General features: G+C 62.2%; 23 protein-coding genes. 7 read left to right on the top strand and 16 right to left on the bottom strand.

What is annotated here, in order from left to right:
• Positions 1-72: 72 nt before the first annotated feature.
• Both QUG01_RS19295 and QUG01_RS19290 read right to left on the bottom strand, forming a co-directional pair.
• Positions 73-1,374: an NRAMP family divalent metal transporter gene (locus tag QUG01_RS19295; RefSeq protein ID WP_500831508.1), complete on the bottom strand. Its 1,302-nt coding sequence runs from the start codon at positions 1,372-1,374 to the stop codon at positions 73-75.
• Between the two features lie 148 nt (positions 1,375-1,522).
• On the bottom strand, positions 1,523-1,693 hold the full coding sequence (locus tag QUG01_RS19290) for a CsbD family protein (RefSeq protein WP_500831507.1): 171 nt from the start codon (positions 1,691-1,693) through the stop codon (positions 1,523-1,525).
• Positions 1,694-2,383: 690 nt separating this feature from the next.
• Here QUG01_RS19290 and QUG01_RS19285 point away from each other — a divergent pair.
• Genes QUG01_RS19285 through QUG01_RS19270 form a run of 4 tightly spaced genes read left to right on the top strand, consistent with a single transcriptional unit; the run spans position 2,384 to position 5,880 of the window.
• Positions 2,384-3,100 carry an ABC transporter permease gene (locus QUG01_RS19285; protein WP_500831506.1) on the top strand — a complete coding sequence of 239 codons (717 nt, stop codon included), beginning with the start codon at positions 2,384-2,386 and terminating at the stop codon, positions 3,098-3,100.
• A gap of 52 nt (positions 3,101-3,152) precedes the next feature.
• Entirely contained in the window at positions 3,153-4,079 is a 927-nt protein-coding gene (locus QUG01_RS19280; protein ID WP_500831505.1) for a glycine betaine ABC transporter substrate-binding protein, read from the top strand.
• Positions 4,079-4,738: an ABC transporter permease gene (locus tag QUG01_RS19275; RefSeq protein ID WP_500831509.1), complete on the top strand. Its 660-nt coding sequence runs from the start codon at positions 4,079-4,081 to the stop codon at positions 4,736-4,738. The genes QUG01_RS19280 and QUG01_RS19275 overlap by 1 nt, the downstream gene beginning before the upstream one ends.
• A complete protein-coding gene (locus tag QUG01_RS19270) occupies positions 4,738-5,880 on the top strand; it encodes an osmoprotectant ABC transporter ATP-binding protein OsmV (RefSeq protein ID WP_500831504.1) in 1,143 nt (380 codons plus the stop codon). The genes QUG01_RS19275 and QUG01_RS19270 overlap by 1 nt, the downstream gene beginning before the upstream one ends.
• 99 nt (positions 5,881-5,979) lie before the next feature.
• Here QUG01_RS19270 and QUG01_RS19265 read toward each other — a convergent pair whose 3' ends face one another.
• The 9 genes from QUG01_RS19265 to QUG01_RS19225 all read right to left on the bottom strand — a co-directional run bounded on the left by QUG01_RS19265 (position 5,980) and on the right by QUG01_RS19225 (position 14,314).
• A complete protein-coding gene (locus QUG01_RS19265) occupies positions 5,980-6,438 on the bottom strand; it encodes a BON domain-containing protein (protein WP_500831503.1) in 459 nt (152 codons plus the stop codon).
• 210 nt (positions 6,439-6,648) lie between these two features.
• Positions 6,649-8,265 (bottom strand): chaperonin GroEL, encoded by a 1,617-nt coding sequence (groL, locus tag QUG01_RS19260; protein WP_500831502.1) that lies wholly within the window; start codon positions 8,263-8,265, stop codon positions 6,649-6,651.
• A 29-nt stretch (positions 8,266-8,294) separates the two neighbouring features.
• Positions 8,295-8,612 carry a co-chaperone GroES gene (locus tag QUG01_RS19255; RefSeq protein ID WP_043621205.1) on the bottom strand — a complete coding sequence of 106 codons (318 nt, stop codon included), beginning with the start codon at positions 8,610-8,612 and terminating at the stop codon, positions 8,295-8,297.
• 169 nt (positions 8,613-8,781) lie between these two features.
• A complete protein-coding gene (locus tag QUG01_RS19250) occupies positions 8,782-9,408 on the bottom strand; it encodes a diguanylate cyclase (protein WP_500831501.1) in 627 nt (208 codons plus the stop codon).
• A 306-nt stretch (positions 9,409-9,714) separates the two neighbouring features.
• The gene (locus tag QUG01_RS19245; protein ID WP_500831500.1) at positions 9,715-11,244 is read right to left on the bottom strand and encodes a cryptochrome/photolyase family protein; all 1,530 of its coding nucleotides are present in this window, start codon (positions 11,242-11,244) and stop codon (positions 9,715-9,717) included.
• A gap of 258 nt (positions 11,245-11,502) precedes the next feature.
• Positions 11,503-11,895, bottom strand: a complete 393-nt coding sequence (msrB, locus tag QUG01_RS19240) for a peptide-methionine (R)-S-oxide reductase MsrB (protein ID WP_500831499.1) — start codon at positions 11,893-11,895, stop codon at positions 11,503-11,505.
• A 79-nt stretch (positions 11,896-11,974) separates the two neighbouring features.
• Positions 11,975-12,616: a histidine phosphatase family protein gene (locus tag QUG01_RS19235; protein ID WP_500831498.1), complete on the bottom strand. Its 642-nt coding sequence runs from the start codon at positions 12,614-12,616 to the stop codon at positions 11,975-11,977.
• Between the two features lie 20 nt (positions 12,617-12,636).
• Positions 12,637-13,998, bottom strand: coding sequence for a deoxyguanosinetriphosphate triphosphohydrolase (locus QUG01_RS19230; protein ID WP_500831497.1), 1,362 nt, complete (start codon positions 13,996-13,998; stop codon positions 12,637-12,639).
• A gap of 94 nt (positions 13,999-14,092) precedes the next feature.
• Positions 14,093-14,314, bottom strand: a complete 222-nt coding sequence (locus tag QUG01_RS19225) for a YMGG-like glycine zipper-containing protein (protein ID WP_500831496.1) — start codon at positions 14,312-14,314, stop codon at positions 14,093-14,095.
• Positions 14,315-14,627: 313 nt separating this feature from the next.
• On the opposite strand from QUG01_RS19225, the gene QUG01_RS19220 reads away from it, so the two are divergent.
• A complete protein-coding gene (locus QUG01_RS19220) occupies positions 14,628-15,197 on the top strand; it encodes a lysophospholipid acyltransferase family protein (protein WP_500831495.1) in 570 nt (189 codons plus the stop codon).
• Positions 15,198-15,442: 245 nt separating this feature from the next.
• Here QUG01_RS19220 and QUG01_RS19215 read toward each other — a convergent pair whose 3' ends face one another.
• Positions 15,443-16,003 (bottom strand): DUF1415 domain-containing protein, encoded by a 561-nt coding sequence (locus tag QUG01_RS19215; RefSeq protein WP_500831494.1) that lies wholly within the window; start codon positions 16,001-16,003, stop codon positions 15,443-15,445.
• Between the two features lie 87 nt (positions 16,004-16,090).
• Positions 16,091-16,294, bottom strand: coding sequence for a cold-shock protein (locus QUG01_RS19210; RefSeq protein WP_043626664.1), 204 nt, complete (start codon positions 16,292-16,294; stop codon positions 16,091-16,093).
• 324 nt (positions 16,295-16,618) lie between these two features.
• Here QUG01_RS19210 and QUG01_RS19205 point away from each other — a divergent pair, with 324 nt between their 5' ends.
• Positions 16,619-17,725, top strand: a complete 1,107-nt coding sequence (locus QUG01_RS19205) for an HD-GYP domain-containing protein (RefSeq protein WP_500831493.1) — start codon at positions 16,619-16,621, stop codon at positions 17,723-17,725.
• A gap of 7 nt (positions 17,726-17,732) precedes the next feature.
• Here the strand turns inward: QUG01_RS19205 and QUG01_RS19200 are convergent, their stop codons facing one another.
• Positions 17,733-18,578, bottom strand: coding sequence for a dienelactone hydrolase family protein (locus QUG01_RS19200; RefSeq protein ID WP_500831492.1), 846 nt, complete (start codon positions 18,576-18,578; stop codon positions 17,733-17,735).
• A 187-nt stretch (positions 18,579-18,765) separates the two neighbouring features.
• On the opposite strand from QUG01_RS19200, the gene QUG01_RS19195 reads away from it, so the two are divergent.
• Positions 18,766-19,926 (top strand): HD-GYP domain-containing protein, encoded by a 1,161-nt coding sequence (locus QUG01_RS19195; protein ID WP_500831491.1) that lies wholly within the window; start codon positions 18,766-18,768, stop codon positions 19,924-19,926.
• Positions 19,927-19,932: 6 nt separating this feature from the next.
• On the opposite strand, the gene QUG01_RS19190 is transcribed toward QUG01_RS19195, so the two are convergent.
• Positions 19,933-20,505, bottom strand: a complete 573-nt coding sequence (locus QUG01_RS19190) for a hypothetical protein (RefSeq protein WP_500831490.1) — start codon at positions 20,503-20,505, stop codon at positions 19,933-19,935.
• 60 nt (positions 20,506-20,565) lie between these two features.
• The coding region (locus tag QUG01_RS19185) for a hypothetical protein (RefSeq protein WP_500831489.1) at positions 20,566-21,276 on the bottom strand (711 nt) is incomplete at its 5' end.

Genomic DNA, 21,276 nt, shown 5'->3' with positions numbered 1-21,276 from the left:
CGTCGGACTGCGCGCCTTGCTTCCGGGCCAAATCGGCTCAAACGCGATCCACTCACCAAACGTCAACAGCCCCTAGCCCGGCATCAGCATGCGCACCACCGCGGCCCCCATCACCAGCGTTGCGATCCAGACCAGAATGGTCATAGACCGGCTGGCGGTGTATGCCCCCATCACCGATTTTCTGGAAACCAATATGATGATCACCACCATCAAGGGCACGGCGACAACGCCGTTGATGACGGCGCTCCAAAACAGCGCCTTCATCGGGCTGATCGGCGAGTACTGGATGCCCAGCCCCAGCAGCATGCTGACGGCGATGACGCTGTAAAATCCGCGAGCGTCGCGCACCTTGCGCTCCAACCCTTCCTTCCAGCCCATCACCTCCGATGCCGCATACGCTCCCGCGCCGGCCAGCACCGGCACGCCGATCAGGCCGACCCCAATAATGCCCAAGGCAAACAACAGGTAGGCGGCATTGCCCGCCAGCGGCCGCAATGCGCTGGCGGCTTGCGCGGCGGTGTTGATGTCGGTGATGCCCGCGGTATGCAGCGTGACCGCGGTGGCCAGGATGATGAAGAAAGCAGTGATGTCGGAATAGAACATGCCGCTCCAGGTGTCCCAGCGTATGCGGCGCAACTCCGACGCCGCGACGCGCTTGTCCAAGATCAGCGCGCGGCTGCCCTTGATGGCCAGCATGTCCTCGACTTCTTCCGATGCCTGCCAGAAAAACAGATAGGGGCTGATGGTGGTGCCCAATACGCCTACTACCACGGCGGCGGCATCGGCATTGGGCGTGAAGCGAGGCCAGACCGTACGCAGAGCGACTTCTGACCATGGCACATGCACGGTGAAAAGAACCGCGGTGTAGGCCAGCAAGGTCAGGGTCAGCCACTTGAGAAAGAACACATAGCGATGGTAGGGGATGAGCATCTGCTGCAACAGGATGGCAAAGACGAAAATCGTGGTCATCAGGTGGCGGTTCAGGCCGGAGATCAATTCCGTCACCTCTCCCATGGCGGCAACGTCCGCCGCGATGTTCAGAATATTGGCGATCAGCAGCAGCACGATCAATATCCGCAACACCAATGGCGAGAAGGCGTCCTTGATGTTGGCGGCCAGTCCTTTGCCGGTGACGCGGCCCATATTGCCGCACATCGATTGCACCGCAGCCATCAGCGGAAAGGCCAGCGGCATGGTCCACAGCATATTCAGGCCGAATTGCGCGCCGGCCTGCGCATAAGTGGCGATGCCGCTTGGATCGTCGTCCGCTACGCCGGTAATCAGTCCCGGGCCGATCCGCGCCAGTGGATGGGCCTTGATACGCTGCCACAGCGGTTGCCGTTTGCGAGTCTGAGTTGCCTTGCGGATTGCCATGGGCGCATCCTCCACTGATTGCGGGCGCGGAGATGAGGCGGCCCCGCCGCAAGCCATCGCCTTGCCAAGCCAGAATCCACCGCAGCCCGTCGATGTCTGATTTGCCGCCGTCATCATGGCGAGCCGCAGGATGGCTTATGCAAGCAGTCTATTTTTTAAGCTCATCTTTCAGTTTGCCCATGTCTGACTGGGCTTCGCCCAGGTTTTTCTCCTGGATGCCTTTTTCTTCGAGGTTCTTGTTGTGAATGACCTTGCCGGTGGCTTCCTTGATGCTGCCGGCGATTTCCTTCAATTTTCCCTTGATCTGATCCTTGTTCATGGCGTTCTCCCGTTGGTTTGGACGCGACTGCAAGGCAACACACGTTGGGTGCGGCCCTGCAATGCCCTATGAGCGTAAGCGCGAATGCGGGCGGGGTATGTGCGGAAGCGCACATACTCTCGGGAAAAATTGCAGAGGTGGGCTTGGTCGATATTCAGCCAGAGGGAAAGCCAGGAAAAAATGGATTTTCATGCTTTTGGCGAGAGGGGTGGTGTAGCGGCGCGGCAGTCTTGCGGCTGCGAGGCGCTAGTCGTCCCGAGTGGGGCATTGGCATCAGCAAAATCATGTGCTTAGCCGGGTTTTGGCCGGGGCTGTATCCGGTTCTGCCGTCTTGGATGGGGATGAGCCAGGCTATTTTGTCCTGCCGCGCGGAATCGGCTTTTAAAAGTACAAATGAATGAATATTTACAGTTTTCACCTTGCCAATTCTTCAATATCAATATTCTAATGATGTTTCTGAATATTAGATTATTTGCATGTTTAATGGTGAGGTGTTATAGTCTTTGGAAATTCGCCGGCGCGTCATGCGCCACTCAATTGTCGGGCAAGCGCCCGCTCCCGCGTTTTACGCATTCCATATCCGGCCTGGCCGGGTGTCTTGAAAATCTACTGGCAGCTCTCTGGTTGTCGCGATCATTACAGCGGATCGCAGACGGGTTTGTCCGTCGCTATCCGCCAAGGAGGACGCAGATGCACAAAAGAGCGTTTGGCAAGCGCAGCATGATCTGGCTGACCTTGGCCGCCCTGGCGGCGGCTGGGTTGTATTACGGCCTTGGCCCGGCCGTGTGGGCGGAATATCGAGAAGACCTGGTCTATCTGGGCCGGCAGCATCTCTATCTGGTTGGCGTGTCGATGGCGCTGGTGCTGGCGGTGGGCCTGCCCTGCGGCGTTCTGTTGAGCCGGCCGCGCTTGCGCCGCAGCGCGGAGTCCTGGATGCAGGTCTTCAATATCGGCAACACCCTGCCGCCGATGGCGGTATTGGCGCTGGCCATGGTGGTGGTGGGCATCGGCGACGCGCCGGCCATCGTCGCCTTGTTCCTTGCCTCGTTGTTGCCCATCGTGCGCAACACCTATGCCGGCCTGGCCGGCCTGCCGCCGGCCATGCTCGAGGCTGCCGACGCGCTGGGCATGACGCCGCGGCAGCGGCTGTGGAAAGTGGAATTGCCCAATGCCTTGCCGGTCATCCTGTCCGGCGTGCGGGTGGCGCTGGCGCTGAATGTCGGCACCGCGCCGCTGGCCTTCCTGATCGGCGCCAGCAGTTACGGCGAGCTGATCTTTCCCGGCATCTACCTCAATAACCACACCGCCTTGTTGCTGGGCGCCGGCGGCACCGCGCTGATCGCGCTGGCGCTGGACCAGCTGGTGGCCGCGGCCGGCCGTCTGGCCGCCGCGCGCGGCATCGCCTGAGCGGCGTGTCGGCAACGGCCCGCCTTGGCGGGCTCCGCATGGAGGATTCCTGATGAAATTGATTGCGTCTCTGCGCAATGGGCTGGCCGGCATTGGCCTGGCCATCGCCGCTCTGACCCTGTTTTCCGCGCCGGCCGCGGCGGGCCTGGTATTGGGCAGCAAGAACTTCACCGAGCAGCATCTGTTGTCCGAGCTGACCGCGCAGTATCTGCGCAGCAAGGGCTACGAGATCACCCAAAAACAGGATTTGGCTTCCGTGATCATGCGCAATGCGCAAGAGCATGGGCAGCTCGACCTGGTGTGGGAGTACACCGGCACCGCGCTGATCGTCCATCATGGCATTCAGCAAAAAATGAGCAATGAGGAGGCTTACGCCACCGTCAAGCGGCTGGACGAAGCCAAGGGGCTGGTCTGGCTGAATCCGGCCGCGCTCAACAATACCTATGCGCTGGCGATGAAACGCAGCCGCGCCGAAGCCGAAGGCGTGCGCACGCTGTCCGATCTGGCGCGCGCGGTCAACCAGCGCAACGGCAGCGATCCGCGCTGGCAGCTGGGCTTCGACATGGAGTTCGCCGGCCGCCCCGACGGCCTGAAGCCCTTGCAGCAGCTGTACGGCATGCAGCTGTCGCGGCCGCAGATCCGGCAGATGGACGCCGGCCTGGTTTACAACGCTATCCGCGATGGCTTTGTCGATGCCGGCCTGGTTTACACCACCGATGGCCGCATCATCGGTTTCGACCTGCTGGTGTTGCAGGATGACTTGAGCTTTTTCCCGCCTTACGCCGCCGTGCCCGTGGTGCGCAAGGAGATGCTGGAGCGCCATCCCGGGCTGGCGGACGAGTTGAACCGGCTGGCCGCCGTGCTGGACAACGACACGATGTCGGCGATGAACGCCGAGGTGGATATCCGGCACCGGCCGGTCAAGGACGTAGCCGCCGATTTTCTGCGCAGCCACCAGCTGCTGAAGGAGGGCGCATGATGGAGACGGTCCTGGAAGCCGGCCGCTATATCCTGGGCAATTTGCCGTATATCGGCGCGCTGGCGCAGCAGCACCTGTCGCTGGTGGGCATCGCCGTTGGGTTGGCTGTGCTGATGGGCGTGCCGCTGGGCGTGGCGATCATGCGTTTCCCCGCGCTGGCCGGCGCGGTGCTGAGCCTCGCCACTCTGCTGTTGACCATTCCCGCCATCGCGTTGTTCGGCCTGATGATCCCGCTGTTCTCGCTGATCGGCCATGGCATCGGCGCGGTGCCGGCCATTACCGCCGCCTTTCTGTATTCGCTGCTGCCCATTGTGCGCAATACCCACACCGCGCTGACGCAGGTGGAGCCCGGGGTGCGCGAAGCGGGCCGCGGCATTGGCCTGACCTTCTGGCAGCGGCTGCGCTGGGTGGAGCTGCCGCTGGCGGTGCCGCTGATTTTTGCCGGTATCCGCACCGCGGTGGTGCTGAATATCGGCGTGATGGCGATTGCCGCCATCGTCGGCGCCGGCGGCCTTGGCACCCTGATCCTGCACGGCATCAGCCAGAGCGACATCCGCAAACTGATCGCCGGCGCGCTCGCCGTCAGCCTGCTGGCCATCGCCATGGATTGGCTGCTGTTGCGCGCCCAGCGCGCGCTGACACCGAAAGGAATTCGCTGATGATAGAACTGCAAAATCTCTGCAAGCAATTTACCCAAAAGAACGGCCAGCTGGTGCAGGCCGTGGACAATGTCAGCCTGAAGGTGGCGGAAGGCGAAATCTGCGTGCTGCTTGGCCCGTCCGGCTGCGGCAAGACCACCACCATGAAGATGATCAACCGCCTGATCGAACCGACTTCCGGCAAGGTGCTGATCGCCGGCGAGGATACGGCCGGCATCGATACCGTGACGCTGCGCCGGCATATCGGCTACGTGATCCAGCAGATCGGGCTGTTCCCGAATATGACCATTGAAGAAAACATCATGGTGGTGCCGCGCATGCTGGGTTGGGACAAGAAACGCTGCCGCGAGCGCGCCCGCGAGCTGATGCACATGGTGGCGCTGGACCCGGACCGTTTCCTGCAGCGCTACCCGCGCGAGATGTCCGGCGGCCAGCAGCAGCGCATCGGCGTGATCCGCGCGCTGGCGGCCGATGCGCCGGTGCTGCTGATGGACGAACCGTTTGGCGCGGTGGATCCGATCAACCGGGAGCAGATCCAGAACGAATTCCTGCAGATGCAGCGCCAGTTGGGCAAGACGGTGATGCTGGTCAGCCACGATATCGACGAGGCGATCAAGCTGGGCGACCGCGTTGCCGTGTTCCGCCAGGGGCGGATGGTGCAGTGCGCCGGGGCTGACGAGGTGCTGGCGCGCCCGGCCGATGACTTTGTTGCCAGCTTCGTCGGCCATGACCGCATCTTGAAGCGCCTGCTCTTGGTGCAGGCCGGCGAGGTGGCCGATCTGCAGGAGACGCTGACGGCCACGCTGGACACGCCGCTGTCCGCTGCCTACGGCATGATGGACGATGGCGACTTGATGCATCTGACCGTGGTGGACGGGGCGGGCGAGCCGCTGGGCTTCGTCAGGCGGCGCGATGCCAAAGCCGGCGGCGGCAGTTGCCGCGACAAGCTCAACCGGATCGAGGCGACGGCCGGCGCGGGCGAGAACCTGCGCGTCGTGCTGTCGCGCCTGTATGAGCACAACCTGACCTGGATGCCGGTGGTGGACGAGGCCGGCCGCTATTGCGGCGAAGTTTCGCAGGACTATATCGCCGGTTATCTGCATTCCGGCCGCACCCGCAGACGGCATGCCGTGCTGGTGTAATCCGGTTTGATGGCAGGCAAAAGGCGCGAGCTTCGCGCCTTTTTTTGCGGCTGCCGGCTGGGCTGCGCGGTGAGGATTCCGCAGGCAAAGGGGAGGGCGCTATTTCGCAGGCATCACCGGATAGTTCGGTTTGCCTGTTCCAATGATGGTATTCGTCACCACCAGCTGCACATCCGGCGTTTGCCTGACAAAGGCGTCAATGCCGGAGGCGGCCTGCTTGTTGCGCGTACAGCCTTCCACATAAACAAAGCGCCGTTGCACCGTGATCCACAAGCTGGCATCGGCAAAGCGGCGGGTCTTGGCAAAGCGGCGCTGCAGATCTTTGGCGATGTCGGCATCGTACAGATAGGCATTGGGCTTCTTGCACTGTCCGGCCTGCCAGCAACTGGTGCCGCGCTCCACCCGCGAATGCGCCTGCGCTTTCATGCCCTCTTCCGTGCCGAATGGGCCAAGCGGCATCGGACAGCTGGCCACTTGCTTGCGCACCTGAAAGAACGGGTCATGAAACCAGTTCTTGACCGGCCCCGCCGCAAGCGCAGGGCTGGCTAAAAGCGACATCAGGCAGAGCCGTAGAGGCCAGAGGGCATGAGCTGCGCGACGCATGGTGAACGCTTCCGTCTGGATGGCGCCGTTGAGGAGATTGCGCGAGCGAGAAGAACTTCCATTCTTGCCGCATTCCGTTGTCTACCTTATAGCCCACTTTTTGCTGGCGAAAAAAAGCCCGCGCCTGGGCGCGGGCCAATGATGAAAGAGGACCAGACTGGCGGATCAGTAATCCAGCTCCGCCGGGGCTTTGGCCTTGCTGTCCTGCGCCGCTTCGGCCACGGTGGCGTCGGTGGTCAGGATCAGGCTGGCGATGGAGGCGGCGTTTTGCAGCGCGGTGCGCGTTACCTTGGTCGGGTCGATCACGCCCATTTCCACCAGGTCGCCGAACTGGCCGCTGGCGGCGTTGTAGCCGTGGCTGCCCTTGCCTTCCAGCACCTTGTTGACGATGACCGACGGCTCGTCGCCTGCATTGGCGGCGATGGCGCGCAGCGGCGCTTCCAGCGCGCGCAGCACGATCTGGATGCCGGCGTCCTGGTCGGCGTTGTCGCCTTTCAACTCGCCCACGTGGGCGCGGGCGCGCAGCAGGGCCACGCCGCCGCCGGCCACGATGCCTTCTTCCACCGCGGCGCGGGTGGCGTGCAAGGCGTCGTCCACGCGGTCTTTCTTCTCTTTCATTTCCACTTCGGTGGCCGCGCCGATGCGGATCACCGCCACGCCGCCGGACAGCTTGGCCACGCGCTCCTGCAGCTTCTCGCGGTCATAGTCGCTGGTGGCGGCGTCGATCTGGGCGCGGATGGCCTGCACGCGGGCGTCGATCTTGGCCTTGTCTCCGGCGCCGTCGATGATGGTGGTGTTTTCCTTGCCGATTTCCACGCGCTTGGCGCTGCCCAGCTCGGCCAGGCCGGCTTTTTCCAGCGTGAGGCCGGTTTCCTCGGCGATGACGGTGCCGCCGGTGAGGATGGCGATGTCTTCCAGCATGGCCTTGCGGCGGTCGCCGAAGCCCGGCGCCTTCACCGCGGCCACCTTCAGGATGCCGCGCATGCTGTTCACCACCAGGGTGGCCAGCGCTTCGCCTTCCACGTCTTCGGCGACGATCAGCAGCGGCTTGCCGGCCTTGGCCACTTGCTCCAGCACCGGCAGCAGGTCGCGGATATTGCTGATCTTCTTGTCGTAGAGCAGCACCAGCGGGTCTTCCAGCACGGCGGTCTGCTTTTCCGGATCGGTGATGAAATACGGCGACAGGTAGCCGCGGTCGAACTGCATGCCTTCGACGACGGCCAGCTCATTGTCCAGCGACTTGCCGTCCTCGACGGTGATCACGCCTTCCTTGCCTACTTTGTCCATGGCGTCGGCGATGATCTTGCCGATGGCCTCGTCGGAGTTGGCCGACAGCGCGGCCACCTGGGCGGTCTCTTTGCTGTTGGTCACCGGCTTGGACAGGGTTTGCAGCTCTTTCACCACGGCGTGGACGGCCTTGTCGATGCCGCGCTTCAGGTCCATCGGGTTCATGCCGGAGGCGACGTACTTCATGCCCTCCTGCACGATGGCCTGGGCCAGCACGGTGGCGGTGGTGGTGCCGTCGCCCGCCACGTCGGCGGTCTTGGACGCCACTTCCTTCACCATCTGCGCGCCCATGTTTTCGAACGGGTCTTTCAGTTCGATTTCCTTGGCGACCGACACGCCGTCCTTGGTGATGTGCGGCGCGCCGAAGCTGCGCGCCAGCAGCACGTTGCGGCCTTTGGGGCCTAAGGTGACTTTTACCGCATTAGCCAGCACATTGACGCCGTTGACGATGCGTTCACGGGCGTTGTCGTGGAAGCGGACTTCTTTCGCAGCCATGGTTTAACTCCTGTGATGAATGGGGGAAATCAGGCAGCCTTGCGGCCGGACTCGGATGCGCCTTCGATCACGCCGAAGACGTCTTCCTCGCGCAGCACCAGGTATTCCTGGTCGTCCAGTTTGACGGTCTGGCCGCCGTATTTGCCGAACAGCACCAGATCGCCGACTTTGACTTGCATCGGCAGCAGCGTGCCGTCCTGCAGCCGTTTGCCGGGGCCGACCGCGAGGACTTCGCCTTGCTCGGGTTTTTCCGCGGCGCTATCGGGGATGACGATGCCGGAGGCAGTCTGGCGGACCTTTTCGACCCGCTTGACGATAATCCGGTCGTGCAGAGGACGGATTTGCATATCAATCTCCTGTGCGATTCAGATCATTGGAAACGGTAGGTGAGACCGGCTGGCCGCAGGCGCGCAAAGGCCCGCGCTTGCCGGTCAAATGCAGCCTGGGTGGCTGACGAATGACCAAGTAAGGGCGGGCCAAAAAGTTTTCAAGAGGTTTTTTTCAGAAAAAATCCGGCTAAAGAATGATGCGTTCGATGCGGCCGAAACGGTATTCGGTTCGGGCCGTCTTGCCGCCGCGGCAGGCGCGCGGCGCCAGCGGGCAGGGGGGCTGGCGGCGGCCTTCCGCGCCCAGGGTGTCGTCTTCGGCTAGCTCGCGCCACACTCCGCCATGCACCGGCCGAAACTGCCAGGAAACATAGCCGCGGCGAGCCGCCAGCCGCATCAGCTCCGGGCTGTCGGGCGCCTCCGCCACCACGCTCTCCATACCATCCAGCGGCGGCAAGTCGCCAAAAGCCTGCCGGCAGGCCAGCTCCTCTGCCGCCGCCGCGCCCATGGTATTGCAGCCGCGCCGCTCGTCGCGCAACAGGCTCCACGCGCCCAGCTGCCAGGCCGCGTCCAGAATCTCTTCCTCCACCAACGATAGCGTGTTCCAGCGGCGCGTCAGCTGCAAGGCCGAGGCTGGCACTTGCCGGAAGGTCGTTTTGTCCGCTTGCGCATGGCCCGTTTCGGACTGGCGGAAACCGTGCCAATGCAGCATCAATAGCAGCGGGGTATCGGGGAAGGGAACCGCGCTGAGGCTGACCGCGAACAGCGGTAGGCGCATATGGCGGATCTGGGCGGACAAGGTATCGAACAATTCCATGGCGACACTCCATGACGATGGATGCGAAGACATGCTTGAACGATAAAAACATTGCCGCCGAGAGGCAAGCGCATGTACTGCCGTGACGGCCCGATGTGGACATCCACCCCAGCAGCCATTGGCAGCGTCGCGCTGCGCCGGCAGGCCGCGTCGGAAGCGGCGATTCAGGCGGGCAATTTCGTACCCGCCCTCCTGGTCGCCAACTTGCGGAAAGCTAATGCCGGGCGATGCCGGACGGCGGCGCGATGCTGCAGCCGGCCAAGGGCGGGAGAGTAAAGGCGAACAGCGCTTTGCCGCATGGTTTTCTCAAAGTGCGTTGAGATTGGCTTGCAGCGCGGCGGCGCGCGCGGCGATGGCGGCGCGTTCGGCCTCCGGCAGCTTGTCGAGCTGGCGGTAGACCAAGGCCAGCCGCGGATTGGCGGCCAACCGCGGGCGGTGGCGCCGGAAAAAGTCCCAGTACAAGGCATTGAAAGGGCAGGCGTCTGCGCCGACGCGCTGCTTGGGCTGGTAGCGGCAACCCGCGCAGTAATCGCTCATGCGGCCGATATAAGCCGCGCTGCCGGCGTAAGGCTTGCTGCCCAGCAGGCCGCCGTCGGCGAACTGGCTCATGCCCAGCGTGTTGGGCAGCTCCACCCATTCGAAGGCGTCGATGTAGACGCCCAGATACCATTCGTGCAGCGCTTGCGGCGACAGGCCGGCGATCAGGCCGAAATTGCCTATCACCATCAGCCGCTGGATGTGGTGGGCGTAGGCGTCTTGCAGCGATTGGCCGATGGCGTGCGCGAGGCAGCGCATGCCGGTGTCGCCGTCCCAGAACCAGCGAGGCAGCGGCAGCTGGTGATCCAGCGCGTTGTTGTCCTGGTAGGCGGGCATTTTGGCCCAGTACACGCCGCGCACGTACTCGCGCCAGCCCAGTATCTGCCGCACGAAGCCTTCTACCGCGGCCAGCGGCGCGCGGCCCGAGCGCCAGGCGGCGACGGCGGCGTCCACCGCCTCTCGCGGGTTCAGCATTTTCACATTCAGGGCGAAGGACAGCAGTGAATGGAACAGCCGCCGCGCGCGCGCGTTCATCGCGTCCTGGTAGGCGCCGAAATGCGGCAGCGCGTATTCGATGAAGGCGTGCAGCTGCGCCAGCGCCTCGGCGCGGTTGAGCGGCCAGCGCAGCGCGTCCGCCTGCGGCTGGCCGAAACTGTCCACCCCGGAGTCGACAATGGTTTGCCACAGCCGGCTGTGATCATGAGCCGGCCGCGGGTCTATTGGCTCTGGCGGCTCGCCGGGCCAGCGCTGGCGGTTGTCCGCGTCGAAATTCCAGCGCCCGCCAGCCGGCTCGCCGTTTTCGTCCATCAAAATGCCGTGCTTGCGCCGCAGGTGACGATATAGCGTCTCCTGCCGCCATTGCCGCCGCGCGCCGAAAAACGCCGCCGCCTCGCCGCGCGCGGTGTAGAAGTGCTCGCTGTCCGCCATACGGCAGGGAATGGGCAGGTTCTTGGCCCAGTCCGCCAGTTGTCGGGCCAGCCGCCACTCATCCGGCGCTTGGTATTCCACCTGCACCGCGCCGTAATGGGCGATCAGCGCGTCCAGGTTGCCGGTCAGCGACTGGCGGTTGCTGGCGTCGGCTATGGCGACATAGCGCACGCGATGGCCTTGCGCTTTCAATTGAGCGGCGAAGTCGCGCATCGCCGCGAAGATGGTCAGGATTTTTTGCGCGTGGTGGCGCACGTAATCGGTTTCCTGGCGGATCTCCATCATCACATGCACCACGTCGGGGTCGGACGATGCGAACCAGCTATGGCAGGGATTGAGTTGGTCGCCCAGGATCAGCCGCAACGTAGTCATCAGGCTCTGTCTTTCATGCGCCTGCAGCGCTCGGAGCAAGGCTGGACAGCACCCCGGCAGGCGCGTTCATTTGCATGCAAGCAGCTTTGTTGCACAATTAAAAATCATGCCAAAATGTGAAAGATTTGTGGTTGAAAATTTCACACCTGTGTTAGCAATTTTCTCTGACTTTCTTGCTACACAGTGGCACAAAAATTAGTTATGCAACAAAGCCCTTTCTATGGAAAAATTTTTCAACAATCACGATCCCCTACACGATTACTTGGTTTCCTTGAACGTCATGCATATGGAATTGATGCAATAACGTTCGCCGGTAGGTTCCGGGCCATCCGGGAAAACGTGGCCCAGATGGGCGTCGCAATGGGAACAGCGGACTTCCACGCGGACCATGCCGTGCGAGGTGTCGGTGATGCGGCGTATGTTGGCGCCGGCGGCTTCGGCGTAGAAACTGGGCCAGCCGCAGCCGGCGTCGAACTTGGCATCGCTGTGGAACAGCAGGGTGCCGCAGCAGACGCAGAAGTAGTCGCCGTGTTTATTGTGGAAGTAGTGCTCGCCGCTGAAAGGCCGTTCGGTGCCGGCCTCGCGGGCGACGCGATACTGTTCCGGGGTCAGTTGGGCGCGCCATTCGGCGTCGGTCTTGTGAATGGTCATGGCATCGTTCCTTTGGCGTGTATGTCAGGCCGGGCGCGGACCCGCCTCTTGTCCGTTTGTCGCGAGCGGATCGTGTTTCTTACTGAATTTCGTCCAGCGCGCCGCTCAGGTGCGATTCGTCCGCCCAGCGCCGCAAGTCCCAGCCGCCGCTGCCGTAGTCCAGCCAATTCAATGCGGCATTGGGGATGGGGAAGTCGCGCTTGTCGGCCAGCGGTTTGGCGGTGGCGGCGCGGTAGATGATGTCCAGCACGCCGCCATGGGTGACGATCAGCACCTCCTGGCCAGGATGTCGGCTGGCGATGTCGGCCAGGCTTTCCAGTATGCGCGCGCTGAAGAGGCGCAGGCTTTCTCCGCCTTCCAGATCGTAGTCCGGATCGCGCGTCTGATGGCGCTGGTAGACATGGGGAATGCGCTCTGCGGCTTCGGCGTAGGTCAGGCCCTGCAGCGTGCCCATATGGCGCTCGCGCAGCTGCGGGGTGTAATGGGCGGCCAACTGCAGCTTGGCTTGCAACGGCGCCGCGGTCTGGCGGGTTCGCGTGAGGTCGCTGACGTATAGCGCCTGGAATGACGAGGCGGCGCGGAAGGCTAGGGCCAGTTGATCGGCTTGCGCCAGGCCGGTGGCGTTGAGCGGGATGTCGGTGTGGCCTTGCAGCCGGTATTCACGGTTCCAGTCGGTTTCGCCATGGCGAACCAGGCAGAAGCGGGTGACGGGCAGGGGCATTGTCGCCTTTCGCTGTGTGTTTACAGGATGCCGACGCCGGACAGTTCGCGCGCCATATTGGCGGCGTAGTTGTCGGTCATGGCGCCGACAAAGTCCAGCACCTTCATATAGCCCTGATACAGGCTGTCGTTGCTTTGAATATGGCGGTCCAGCAGCCCCATCGCCAAGTGCTCGCGCGGGGTCAGACCCTTGCCGTCCTGGCGGATAAAGGCGTGCACTGCCGGCACCAGCGCATCGAGAATGGTGGCGATGCAGGGATAGGAAGCCAGTTCCGTCACCAGCTTGGTACGGTGGCGGTAGACCTTGGTGCTGGCCAGTTCCTTGGCTTGCAACAGCGCGTCCTGCACCGCCGGGTCGCACAGATTGATCAGGTCTTTGGCCGGGAATTCTCCGTGCATCAAGGAGCGTTGGTGCAGCATGAATTTTTCCGCCACCTCGGTCACGCAGCGGCCTATCGCCACGCCGCGCAGCGTGCCGCATTTCTGGCTGATATCGTGCATGCCCCAGACGCGTTCGTGGTCGGAGAATCCCGAGAACAGTTTTTCAAACTCATGAAAATCCAGAATGCCGATTTCCACGGCGTCTTCCAGGTCCAGAATGGCGTAGCAGATGTCGTCTGCCGCTTCCATCAGATAGGACAGCGGATGGCGGCTCCATTGCAGCGGGCTGTGGCGCAGCAGGCCCAGTTCCGCCGCCACCCGTTCGAAGTAGGGTAGTTCGGTGCGGTAGATATTGAACTTGTCGCGTTCATAGGCCGGTTGCGCGTCGGCAGTCCAAGGGTATTTGATCAGCGTGCCCAGCGCGGCGGCAGTGAGCCGCATGCCGCCTTCGCCGGTGTACATTTCCAAGGAGGCCAGCATGCGCAGGCCGTGGGCGTTGCCTTCGTAGGTTTGCACGTCGCGGATTTCCGCCGGACTGAGTCCATGCAGCCAATGGGCGTTGCGGTCGGCGCGGAACCAGTCGCGCAGCGCGTCTTCGCCGGTGTGGCCAAACGGCGGGTTGCCGATGTCGTGCGCCAGGCAGGCCACTTGCACTACCGCGCCGATATCGTGCGGCGTGTAGCCGGCCGGCAGCTGGCCGGCATGGTCCAGCATCACGCCCACGCGGTTGCCCAGGCTGCGGCCGACGCTGGCCACCTCTACGCTGTGGGTCAGCCGATTGTGGGTATGGTCGTGCCGAGCAAGGGGGTGGACCTGGGTTTTGCGGCCCAGACGGCGGAAAGCGCTGGAGAACACTACGCGGTCGTGATCGATGTGGAAATCCGTGCGTAGGCCAGAGCCGCCTTCCTGGGTGGCCGGCGTATGGGTTTCCTTGACTTCGCCCTGGATGAGCTTGAAGCGGCGGGTGGAGAGCAGGCTCTCCCAGTTCATGGTTTGGCTCATGATGTGGCCCGGTGTGGATTTCATTCCGATGATATGTGCGGCCGCAATAAAACAAAAGAGCCAGCGGGCGCTGGCTCGTGGGATTTTGACCGGGTCAGCGGCTCTGGTGGCCGATGACGCCGCCAATGGCCGCGCCGCCCAGGGTGCCGACGGTGCCGCCGCCGGTCAGAACCGAACCCAGCACGGCCCCGGCAGTCGCCCCAATGGCGGTGTTTTTCTGGCGGTGGGTCATATTGGCGCAGCCGGACAGCAGGCTGATGGCGATCAGGGCGCTGGCGGCCAGCGTCATTCTTGTCCGAGAGAGGGAAGTGTTCATGTGGTGATCCTTGCTAGTGTCGCTTATACCATTTGGGCAGGCTGGCGCGGCTACAGTTCCGGTGAGTACGTTACCGATTGTTAATTGTTGTATCGATATTTATTGAGGATTCTGAATAATCGACTCGATGAGACGGCGTATGAGCGCGGCCTTGATAAAATGACGCCCCCGCGAGGCGGGTTCGTGCTTTACTGAAAATATTTCATCTAGTACATTCAGCCCTTTCCACGTGTCAGGCGGCTGCTCCCGCGCTGGGGGCGGCGCGACGCGCGGTCTTCCAGCGCGCTGGGCGGCGCCTTTGCTCAGGGTTGCCATGCATTTCACCATTTTCGATACCCCCATCATCCGCGACTTGTTCCGCTGCTTGTCCATCGCGCTGCTCAAACTGAGCGGGTGGAAGCTGCAGGGCGAATTCCCCAGACTGGACAAGTACGTGATGATAGGCGCGCCGCACACCAGCAATTGGGATTTCCCGATTACCCTGGGGCTATGCTTCGCTTCCCGCGCCAAGATCTACTGGATGGGCAAGCACACCCTGTTCAAAGGGCCTATGGGGCCGGTGATGCGTTGGTTGGGCGGCGTGCCGGTGATGCGGCATCAGAATAATTCGCTGGTGCAGCAAATGGTGGAGGTGTTCCAGCGCAGCGAGCAACTGGTGCTGGCGATTCCGCCTGAGGGCACGCGCAAATCGGTGAAGGAATGGAAGACTGGTTTTTACCATATCGCGGTAGGCGCTGGCGTGCCGATCGCGCTGGCGTATCTGGATTACGGGCGCAAGGAAGGCGGCTTTGGTCCGATGTTCACCCCTAGCGGCGATATCGAGGCGGACCTGCCTAAGATTCGCGCCTTCTATGCCGACAAGCAGGGTCGTTATCCAAATTGAGCTTCATGCCGGCAAATATAAAAAACGCAGCCTGCAGGCTGCGTTTTTATTGCTAGGGGCTGTTGACGTTTTGTGAGCGGTCGCGCCGGGATGCGTTTTGCGACGAATCGAGGCGTTTCGCGCGCCGCATAGTTATTCTCTGCCAGCGCGGAACAACGAAGAGTCGGCGCGAAAGGCGCCCGGCCCTGCGGGTTTGGCGTAGCGCAAACGCGATCCACTCACCAAACGTCAACAGCCCCTAGGGACTACTTTTCCTCTGGCTTGGATGAGAACAGCGCTTTCCAGCCGGCCAGGCCCAGCGCTTGCAGGGTCTCGATATTGCGCTCGTAGATCGCTTCGGCCTCCGGAAACGCTTCCACCGCGCGGTCTATGCTGGCTTCGCGGATCAAGTGCAGCGTCGGATACGGCGAGCGGTTGGTATAGTTTTCGATATCGTTGATCCCGGTGCCTTCAAACTGGAATTTGGGATGAAAGCTGGCTACTTGGATTTCGCCTTCCAGATTCAGCTCGGCCACCATCGCGTCGGCGATATCGAGGAATTCGTTGAAATCGAGAAAGCGTTGCAGCACGCCGGGATGGACCAGCAGCGTGGTGTCGATTTCCTGCGGATCGGTGTCGGCCAGCAGCTTCAGTTCGGCGGCCAGCTCTTCCGCCAGTTGGCGGACGTCGCTTGCTTCGCTGACCTGGATGCGCACCTGGTTTTTGACATACACCGATTTGGCGAAGGGGCACAGGTTGAGGCCGATCACGGCTTTTTCCACCCAGTCGCGGGTGGCGGCGATCACGGTTTCGTGGTTGTCGGACATGGATGGCTCCGGTGGCGGGGGCTGAAAATGCAAAAAACCCGGACGAATCCGGGTTTTCTCATCTGGTCGATGATCTCGCTAAGGAGATTACACCGGCTGGATGTTGGAGGCTTGCTTGCCCTTCGGGCCATCGACGATGTCGAAGCTCACGCGCTGGTTTTCAGCCAGAGTGCGGAAGCCCTTCGCGTTGATTTGGGAGAAGTGAGCGAAAACGTCGTCGCCGCCTTCATCCGGGGTGATAAAGCCAAAACCTTTGGAGTCGTTGAACCACTTAACGGTACCGGTTGCCATTTTGTTAATTCCTCAAAACGAGCAGTTGAATAAAAAGGCACGAAGATCAAGGGAAATGGCGACTGAGGTACGGCCTATGCCACTACGACAACTACACATCCACAACTTGAGCATCCTGCGGGAGGCATAGTGCCTCTAGTTTTCGTCCATGGCAAGCGTTTTCTGCAGCGGCCGTCTGTTTTTACGAATCTTTAAATACCATTGATCAGGACATTTACATTTCCTGTATGTTTGCGACAACCGCAATGTTTGAATCAGGTAGATCATGCGTGGCGACGCCAGTTGCATATACTGCATAGGTGAGGAGTGTCGGAGAAAGAACTTATGGCCATGCAGCCGGAAGTGCCGGAGATTATCGATCCCATCGCGTTTCAGGATTTCCGCGACGCGGTGTCCGATTACGCGCCGCAATTGGAGCAGCTGGTTTGCCAGCTGGGCGATGGCAGCCGCGATACGGAAAAAGTTGCCCAGTTGTTCCGCATTTTGCACAGCATCAAGGGTGATGCCAGCTTGTGCCAGGTGCACTTTGTCGAGCCTTACGTCCATGCGCTGGAAACCCTGCTGGACCGTATCCGGCAGAATGAACTGCATTATCAGGATGCAGTCGGCGATGTGCTGTTGCTGGTAACCGACAGAGTGGTGATGCTGCTGGACGATATGGCCAATGGACTGTTGCCAGACGACAGCCTGCTCAGATCGCTACTGCCTTCGTTGGATAAACTGGCCGAGGCCAGCGCGGCGGAGCTGCCGCAGGCCTGCGCCAAGCTGGTGGCGCGCATGATGGGGCCGGCGGCGCCGCCTATGCCGACTCCCGGCGCGGTGGCCAGCGGTTTGGGCGGCCATCTGTTTGCGGATTTGCAGTTCTTCCGTTCATTGGCGATGCAGTTTGAGCAGCGGGTGCCGGAATTCGCCGGGCGCACCGAGCGCAACCTGACGCTGGCGCTGGAAATCAACCGGCTGGCGGAAAAGCCGTTGAGCATGGAGCAAGTGGCCGCCGCCGTTTACATGCACGATATCGGCATGCTGCTGTTGCCGGAGTCGCTTTGGCTGAAAGCGGGCCGGCTGAGTCTGGACGACCGGCGGCAGATGGCGTCGCACCCAGGCTGGGCGGGCGGCTTGCTGGCGCGCATGCCGGGATGGGAGGAGGCCGCCCAAATGGTGCTGCAGCATCATGAGTCGCAGGACGGCAGCGGCTACCCGGATGGGTTGAAGGGCGAGGAAATCTGCGATGGCGCTTGCTTGCTGGCGCTGGTGGATGCCTTTGAGTCGGTCACGCTGAAGCATGCGCAGCAGGGGCCGCGCCGCTCCATTTTGCGCGGCGTGGCCGAGCTGAACGCCTCCGAGCGTCAATTCCATCCGCAGTGGATGCAGCTGCTGAACCAGGTGGTGCGCAACCGGCTGGAAATGCGCACCATGGTCGGCGGACGCTGACCGCTGTTCAGCGCGCGCCGTGTCGGGCGAACCAGTCCAGCATCTTGCGCCAGCCATCCGCGGCGTCCCGGGCGTGATAGCTGGGGCGGTAGTCGGCGTTGAAGCCATGCCCGGCATCGGGATAGACCACGATCTCGCTGTCCTTGCCGGCTTGCTTCAGCGCCGTTTGCATCTTTTCCACCGAGGCCTGCGGAATGCTCTGGTCCTGTCCGCCATACAAGCCGAGCACCGGCACCTCCAGCTGCGCCGCTATATCCAATGGATGGCGCGGCGTATTGGCCGTGACTGGGCCTTCCAGCTTGCCATACCAGGCGGCGGCGGCCTTGAGTTGGCGGTTGTGCGCTGCATACAGCCAGGTTTGGCGTCCGCCCCAGCAGAAGCCGGTCGCCGCCGCGCGCCGCAGGTCGGCGCCTTGGGCGCCGGCCCAGCGCCAGGTGGCGTCCAGATCGTTCTGCACCTCGCTGTCCGGCACTTTGCTGACCACATCGCGCATCAAGGTGTCGATATCGGCAAGCTCGGCCGGATTGCCGTGGCGGAAGTAGAGTTCCGGCGCGACGGCGAAGTAGCCTTGTTTGGCCAGGCGGCGGCATAGGTCCTGGATATGGGCGTGCACGCCGAATATTTCCTGAATCACGATGACCAGCGGCAAGGGGCCTGCGGCGTTTTCCGGCTTGGCGTAGTAGCCGGGCATGGCGCCGCTGCCGGTGTCGATGGCGGGGATGCCGGTTTGAAGCGAGTGGCTGTCAGTCAGAATGGCGCTGGCCGCTACCGGCTGCACTGCCAGGGCGAAGCCGAGGCTGCCGGCGCCCGTGAGGAAGTGCCTGCGATTGAGGGTGGCATGGTGCTGGGTCATGAATGCGCTCCTGTGTTGAGGTGGCTTGCATGAATCGGGTAAAAACTGCATAAAATGCTAGTGCTGGCTTTAAGACCAGCTTACGACACCTTCTATCGAGATTTTTCCTGGCAACCATCGGGCCAGGCTGCGCCTGTGCAGGACAAGCAAGCTGGAGCCGTTCCGGCGTAACCAAAGCAAGTGAAATATGACGGATTCGTCGCCAAAGGTAAAACTGCCGCGCAACTTCGTGCGTCAAGGCCAACAAGTGCCGGTGGATATCTACGCCAAGAATGGCGTGTTGTTGTTGAAGAAAGGCCATTACGTTTTGACGGATGCCCAGCGCGACCGGCTGGGCCGGATGGGGCATGGCGACAGCGAGGAGGTGGCCGCCCGACTGGAGCGGGAACGGCTGGAGCGCGCCGCGCAGCGGGAAAAGGAAGCCCAGCAACTGCGCAGCAGCGCCAATCCGCTGCAGGAAATGGCTTTTCTTCAACGTCGGGCTGAAGGTGTGCTGTTGCACGGGCTGGCGGTGCGGGATCTATCGGCCAGCCTCATGGACATGGCGGACAATCTCATCGCGTTGAGCCGGCGCCACCCCGACGGCGTGTTGGCCAGCGTTTTTCTGCTGCCGTTTCAGGACATAGGCAGCGCGCATAGCGTGCACGTCGCGGCCATCCTGGCGGTGCTGGGGCAGCGGCTGGGCCTGTCCGACGAAGAGCTGAGACCCTTGCTGGGCGCGGCGCTGAGCATGAACCTGGCGATTACCGGCTTGCTCAATCAGCTGGCGACGCAGAAAGAGGCGCTGGATCTGCCGCAGCAGGAGGCGATGTTCGCCCATCCCGTGCTGGCCTCGGCCCTGCTGCGGGAGGCCGGCGTGGAGGACGAGCATTGGCACAGGCTGGTGGTGCAGCATCACGAACGGCAGGACGGCGAGGGCTATCCGCTGGGATTGGCTGGCGACGAGATCGAGGCGGACGCCTTATTGCTGCAGATGGTTGATCTGGTATGCGCCTGCGTGCACCAGCCGCAGCCGCCGCTGCCGGCGCAGGTGCTGGGCAGTCTGTTCCGCGGGGAGCTGGGCCTGTTTCCGTCGCAGCACGTTTCGCTGCTGGTGAAGGAGCTGGGGGTGTATCCGCCGGGCAGCTTCGTCCGGCTGGCCAGCAATGAGGTGGCGGTGGTGACGCATCGCGGCGACAAGACCAACCAACCGCGCGTGGCGGCCTTGCGCAAACTCGACGGCCCGCCCTACGTGGACCCCTTGCCGCGCGACACGCGGCAGCCGGCCTATCAGGTGCTGGAGCCGGCGCCGGCCGCCGCATCGGCGATCAAGCCGACCTATCTCTATCGCCTGTGGTACAAGCCCTGAGCCGGCTCAGGGCCGCGCCGGCAGGGCCTGGCTCAGCGGCCGTATCTGCACGGCGCTGAGATCTTCGACTTTCCATACCCGGCGCATGTGCCCGAAATCGCGCTTGCGCTCGTCGCGCAGCGCCACTTCCGGCAGGAAGGACATGTCCACCCACACCTCGCCCAGATAAACGGCTTCGTTCGGTTCCAGATGGAAAGACGCGTTCAGTTTGAACTGCTTGATCTTCATGTCCGCGCCGAAGACGCCATCCTCCACCCAATGCGCCCAGACGCTGGACAGGCGATAGTCGCCCGGCGGCAGGATAAGCAGCACCAGTTTGCCCTCCACCGGCGACATGCCTTCCTCGCCGAATACCGTGTCTGTGGTCAGGCTGGCGATATCCTGCGCCGCTTCGCGGCCTTGGGCATTGCTGACGGTCAAGCCCAGGGTGGCGCTATCGGGATTGAAGGCCCTGCCCGCCAGCGAAACGACGGCATAGGCCTGGCCAGGCGGGGGCGTGAGCGAGCCGCGCAGCCTGTCGGCCATGGTGGTGCAGCCGGAGAGGCCGATTAGGCAAAGACAGAGCAATAGCGAGCGCATATCTGATCCTTGTTGTCGTGTAGCGTCCAAGTGTTGCAGTGCCAGTCGAGTCGATGCGACTTAATGTGTGAGCATGCTCTTTGCGCGCAAGGCGGCATACAATTTTGGCAGAAAGTCTGCCATTTGGCGCATGTAGGGCGTTAACGCTCCGCGCTCGATGCAGATCTGATCGCCGAGGAAATGCCAATTTCCGAAGTAGATGCCCGAGAGGCGGTTAATTTCATTGCAGAGACTTTCCTTATGCTGGTATGTAGCGTGGAGTCCTGCGCTATGGGCGATGCAGTTGCGCACGTAAACCAGCGCCTCATAATTTTGCAGCATATGCTTTGCATCGATTCCCGCCTCGCACGTGAAGTGACGTAGAAGGTGAACGGACTCATTGTCCTTTTTTGCTTTGGGGGGCGCAGGCGTATTGGCTGCTTCGTTCAAGCGAAGCGCTGCCCATTCCACGGTGGTGACGAAGCCGATCAACGCGCCATAGCGCAGCCGAAGAGGAAGGCTGGTCCTGAAGCGATGCTCCAGAGTTAACTCAAGATGATCTTTGTATTCCGAGGGGTGGCCGCTCAGATCTCTGCGTGCAAGCGTTTCTTGCTCAGCTTCGTACTGTTTGGAGAGGTTTTCTTCCGCAAACTCAAGGAAGTCCAGAACGTCGCCTATCATGACGCCAAAGTGGAAAGCTTCAATGGGGGTATTCAAAAGGCTATGTCCCAATTGTAAGTTGGTAGCCTCTCCCCACCGCTTCCTGCAAACAATGCACAGGTTGTATCTGCT

The sequence above is a fragment of the Chromobacterium sp. CCUG 76385 genome, assembly GCF_059916625.1.
The sequence above is the reverse complement of the archived record's forward strand: the minus strand, read 5'-3'. Positions and strand labels throughout refer to the sequence as shown.

Coding starts and splice junctions, on each gene's coding strand:
- QUG01_RS19295 (WP_500831508.1), bottom strand. CDS start 1,374: ATGGCAATCCGCAAGGCAACTCAGACTCGCAAACGGCAACCGCTGTGG.
- QUG01_RS19290 (WP_500831507.1), bottom strand. CDS start 1,693: ATGAACAAGGATCAGATCAAGGGAAAATTGAAGGAAATCGCCGGCAGC.
- QUG01_RS19285 (WP_500831506.1), top strand. CDS start 2,384: ATGCACAAAAGAGCGTTTGGCAAGCGCAGCATGATCTGGCTGACCTTG.
- QUG01_RS19280 (WP_500831505.1), top strand. CDS start 3,153: ATGAAATTGATTGCGTCTCTGCGCAATGGGCTGGCCGGCATTGGCCTG.
- QUG01_RS19275 (WP_500831509.1), top strand. CDS start 4,079: ATGGAGACGGTCCTGGAAGCCGGCCGCTATATCCTGGGCAATTTGCCG.
- QUG01_RS19270 (WP_500831504.1), top strand. CDS start 4,738: ATGATAGAACTGCAAAATCTCTGCAAGCAATTTACCCAAAAGAACGGC.
- QUG01_RS19265 (WP_500831503.1), bottom strand. CDS start 6,438: ATGTCGCTTTTAGCCAGCCCTGCGCTTGCGGCGGGGCCGGTCAAGAAC.
- groL (WP_500831502.1), bottom strand. CDS start 8,265: ATGGCTGCGAAAGAAGTCCGCTTCCACGACAACGCCCGTGAACGCATC.
- QUG01_RS19255 (WP_043621205.1), bottom strand. CDS start 8,612: ATGCAAATCCGTCCTCTGCACGACCGGATTATCGTCAAGCGGGTCGAA.
- QUG01_RS19250 (WP_500831501.1), bottom strand. CDS start 9,408: ATGGAATTGTTCGATACCTTGTCCGCCCAGATCCGCCATATGCGCCTA.
- QUG01_RS19245 (WP_500831500.1), bottom strand. CDS start 11,244: ATGACTACGTTGCGGCTGATCCTGGGCGACCAACTCAATCCCTGCCAT.
- msrB (WP_500831499.1), bottom strand. CDS start 11,895: ATGACCATTCACAAGACCGACGCCGAATGGCGCGCCCAACTGACCCCG.
- QUG01_RS19235 (WP_500831498.1), bottom strand. CDS start 12,616: ATGCCCCTGCCCGTCACCCGCTTCTGCCTGGTTCGCCATGGCGAAACC.
- QUG01_RS19230 (WP_500831497.1), bottom strand. CDS start 13,998: ATGAGCCAAACCATGAACTGGGAGAGCCTGCTCTCCACCCGCCGCTTC.
- QUG01_RS19225 (WP_500831496.1), bottom strand. CDS start 14,314: ATGAACACTTCCCTCTCTCGGACAAGAATGACGCTGGCCGCCAGCGCC.
- QUG01_RS19220 (WP_500831495.1), top strand. CDS start 14,628: ATGCATTTCACCATTTTCGATACCCCCATCATCCGCGACTTGTTCCGC.
- QUG01_RS19215 (WP_500831494.1), bottom strand. CDS start 16,003: ATGTCCGACAACCACGAAACCGTGATCGCCGCCACCCGCGACTGGGTG.
- QUG01_RS19210 (WP_043626664.1), bottom strand. CDS start 16,294: ATGGCAACCGGTACCGTTAAGTGGTTCAACGACTCCAAAGGTTTTGGC.
- QUG01_RS19205 (WP_500831493.1), top strand. CDS start 16,619: ATGGCCATGCAGCCGGAAGTGCCGGAGATTATCGATCCCATCGCGTTT.
- QUG01_RS19200 (WP_500831492.1), bottom strand. CDS start 18,578: ATGACCCAGCACCATGCCACCCTCAATCGCAGGCACTTCCTCACGGGC.
- QUG01_RS19195 (WP_500831491.1), top strand. CDS start 18,766: ATGACGGATTCGTCGCCAAAGGTAAAACTGCCGCGCAACTTCGTGCGT.
- QUG01_RS19190 (WP_500831490.1), bottom strand. CDS start 20,505: ATGCGCTCGCTATTGCTCTGTCTTTGCCTAATCGGCCTCTCCGGCTGC.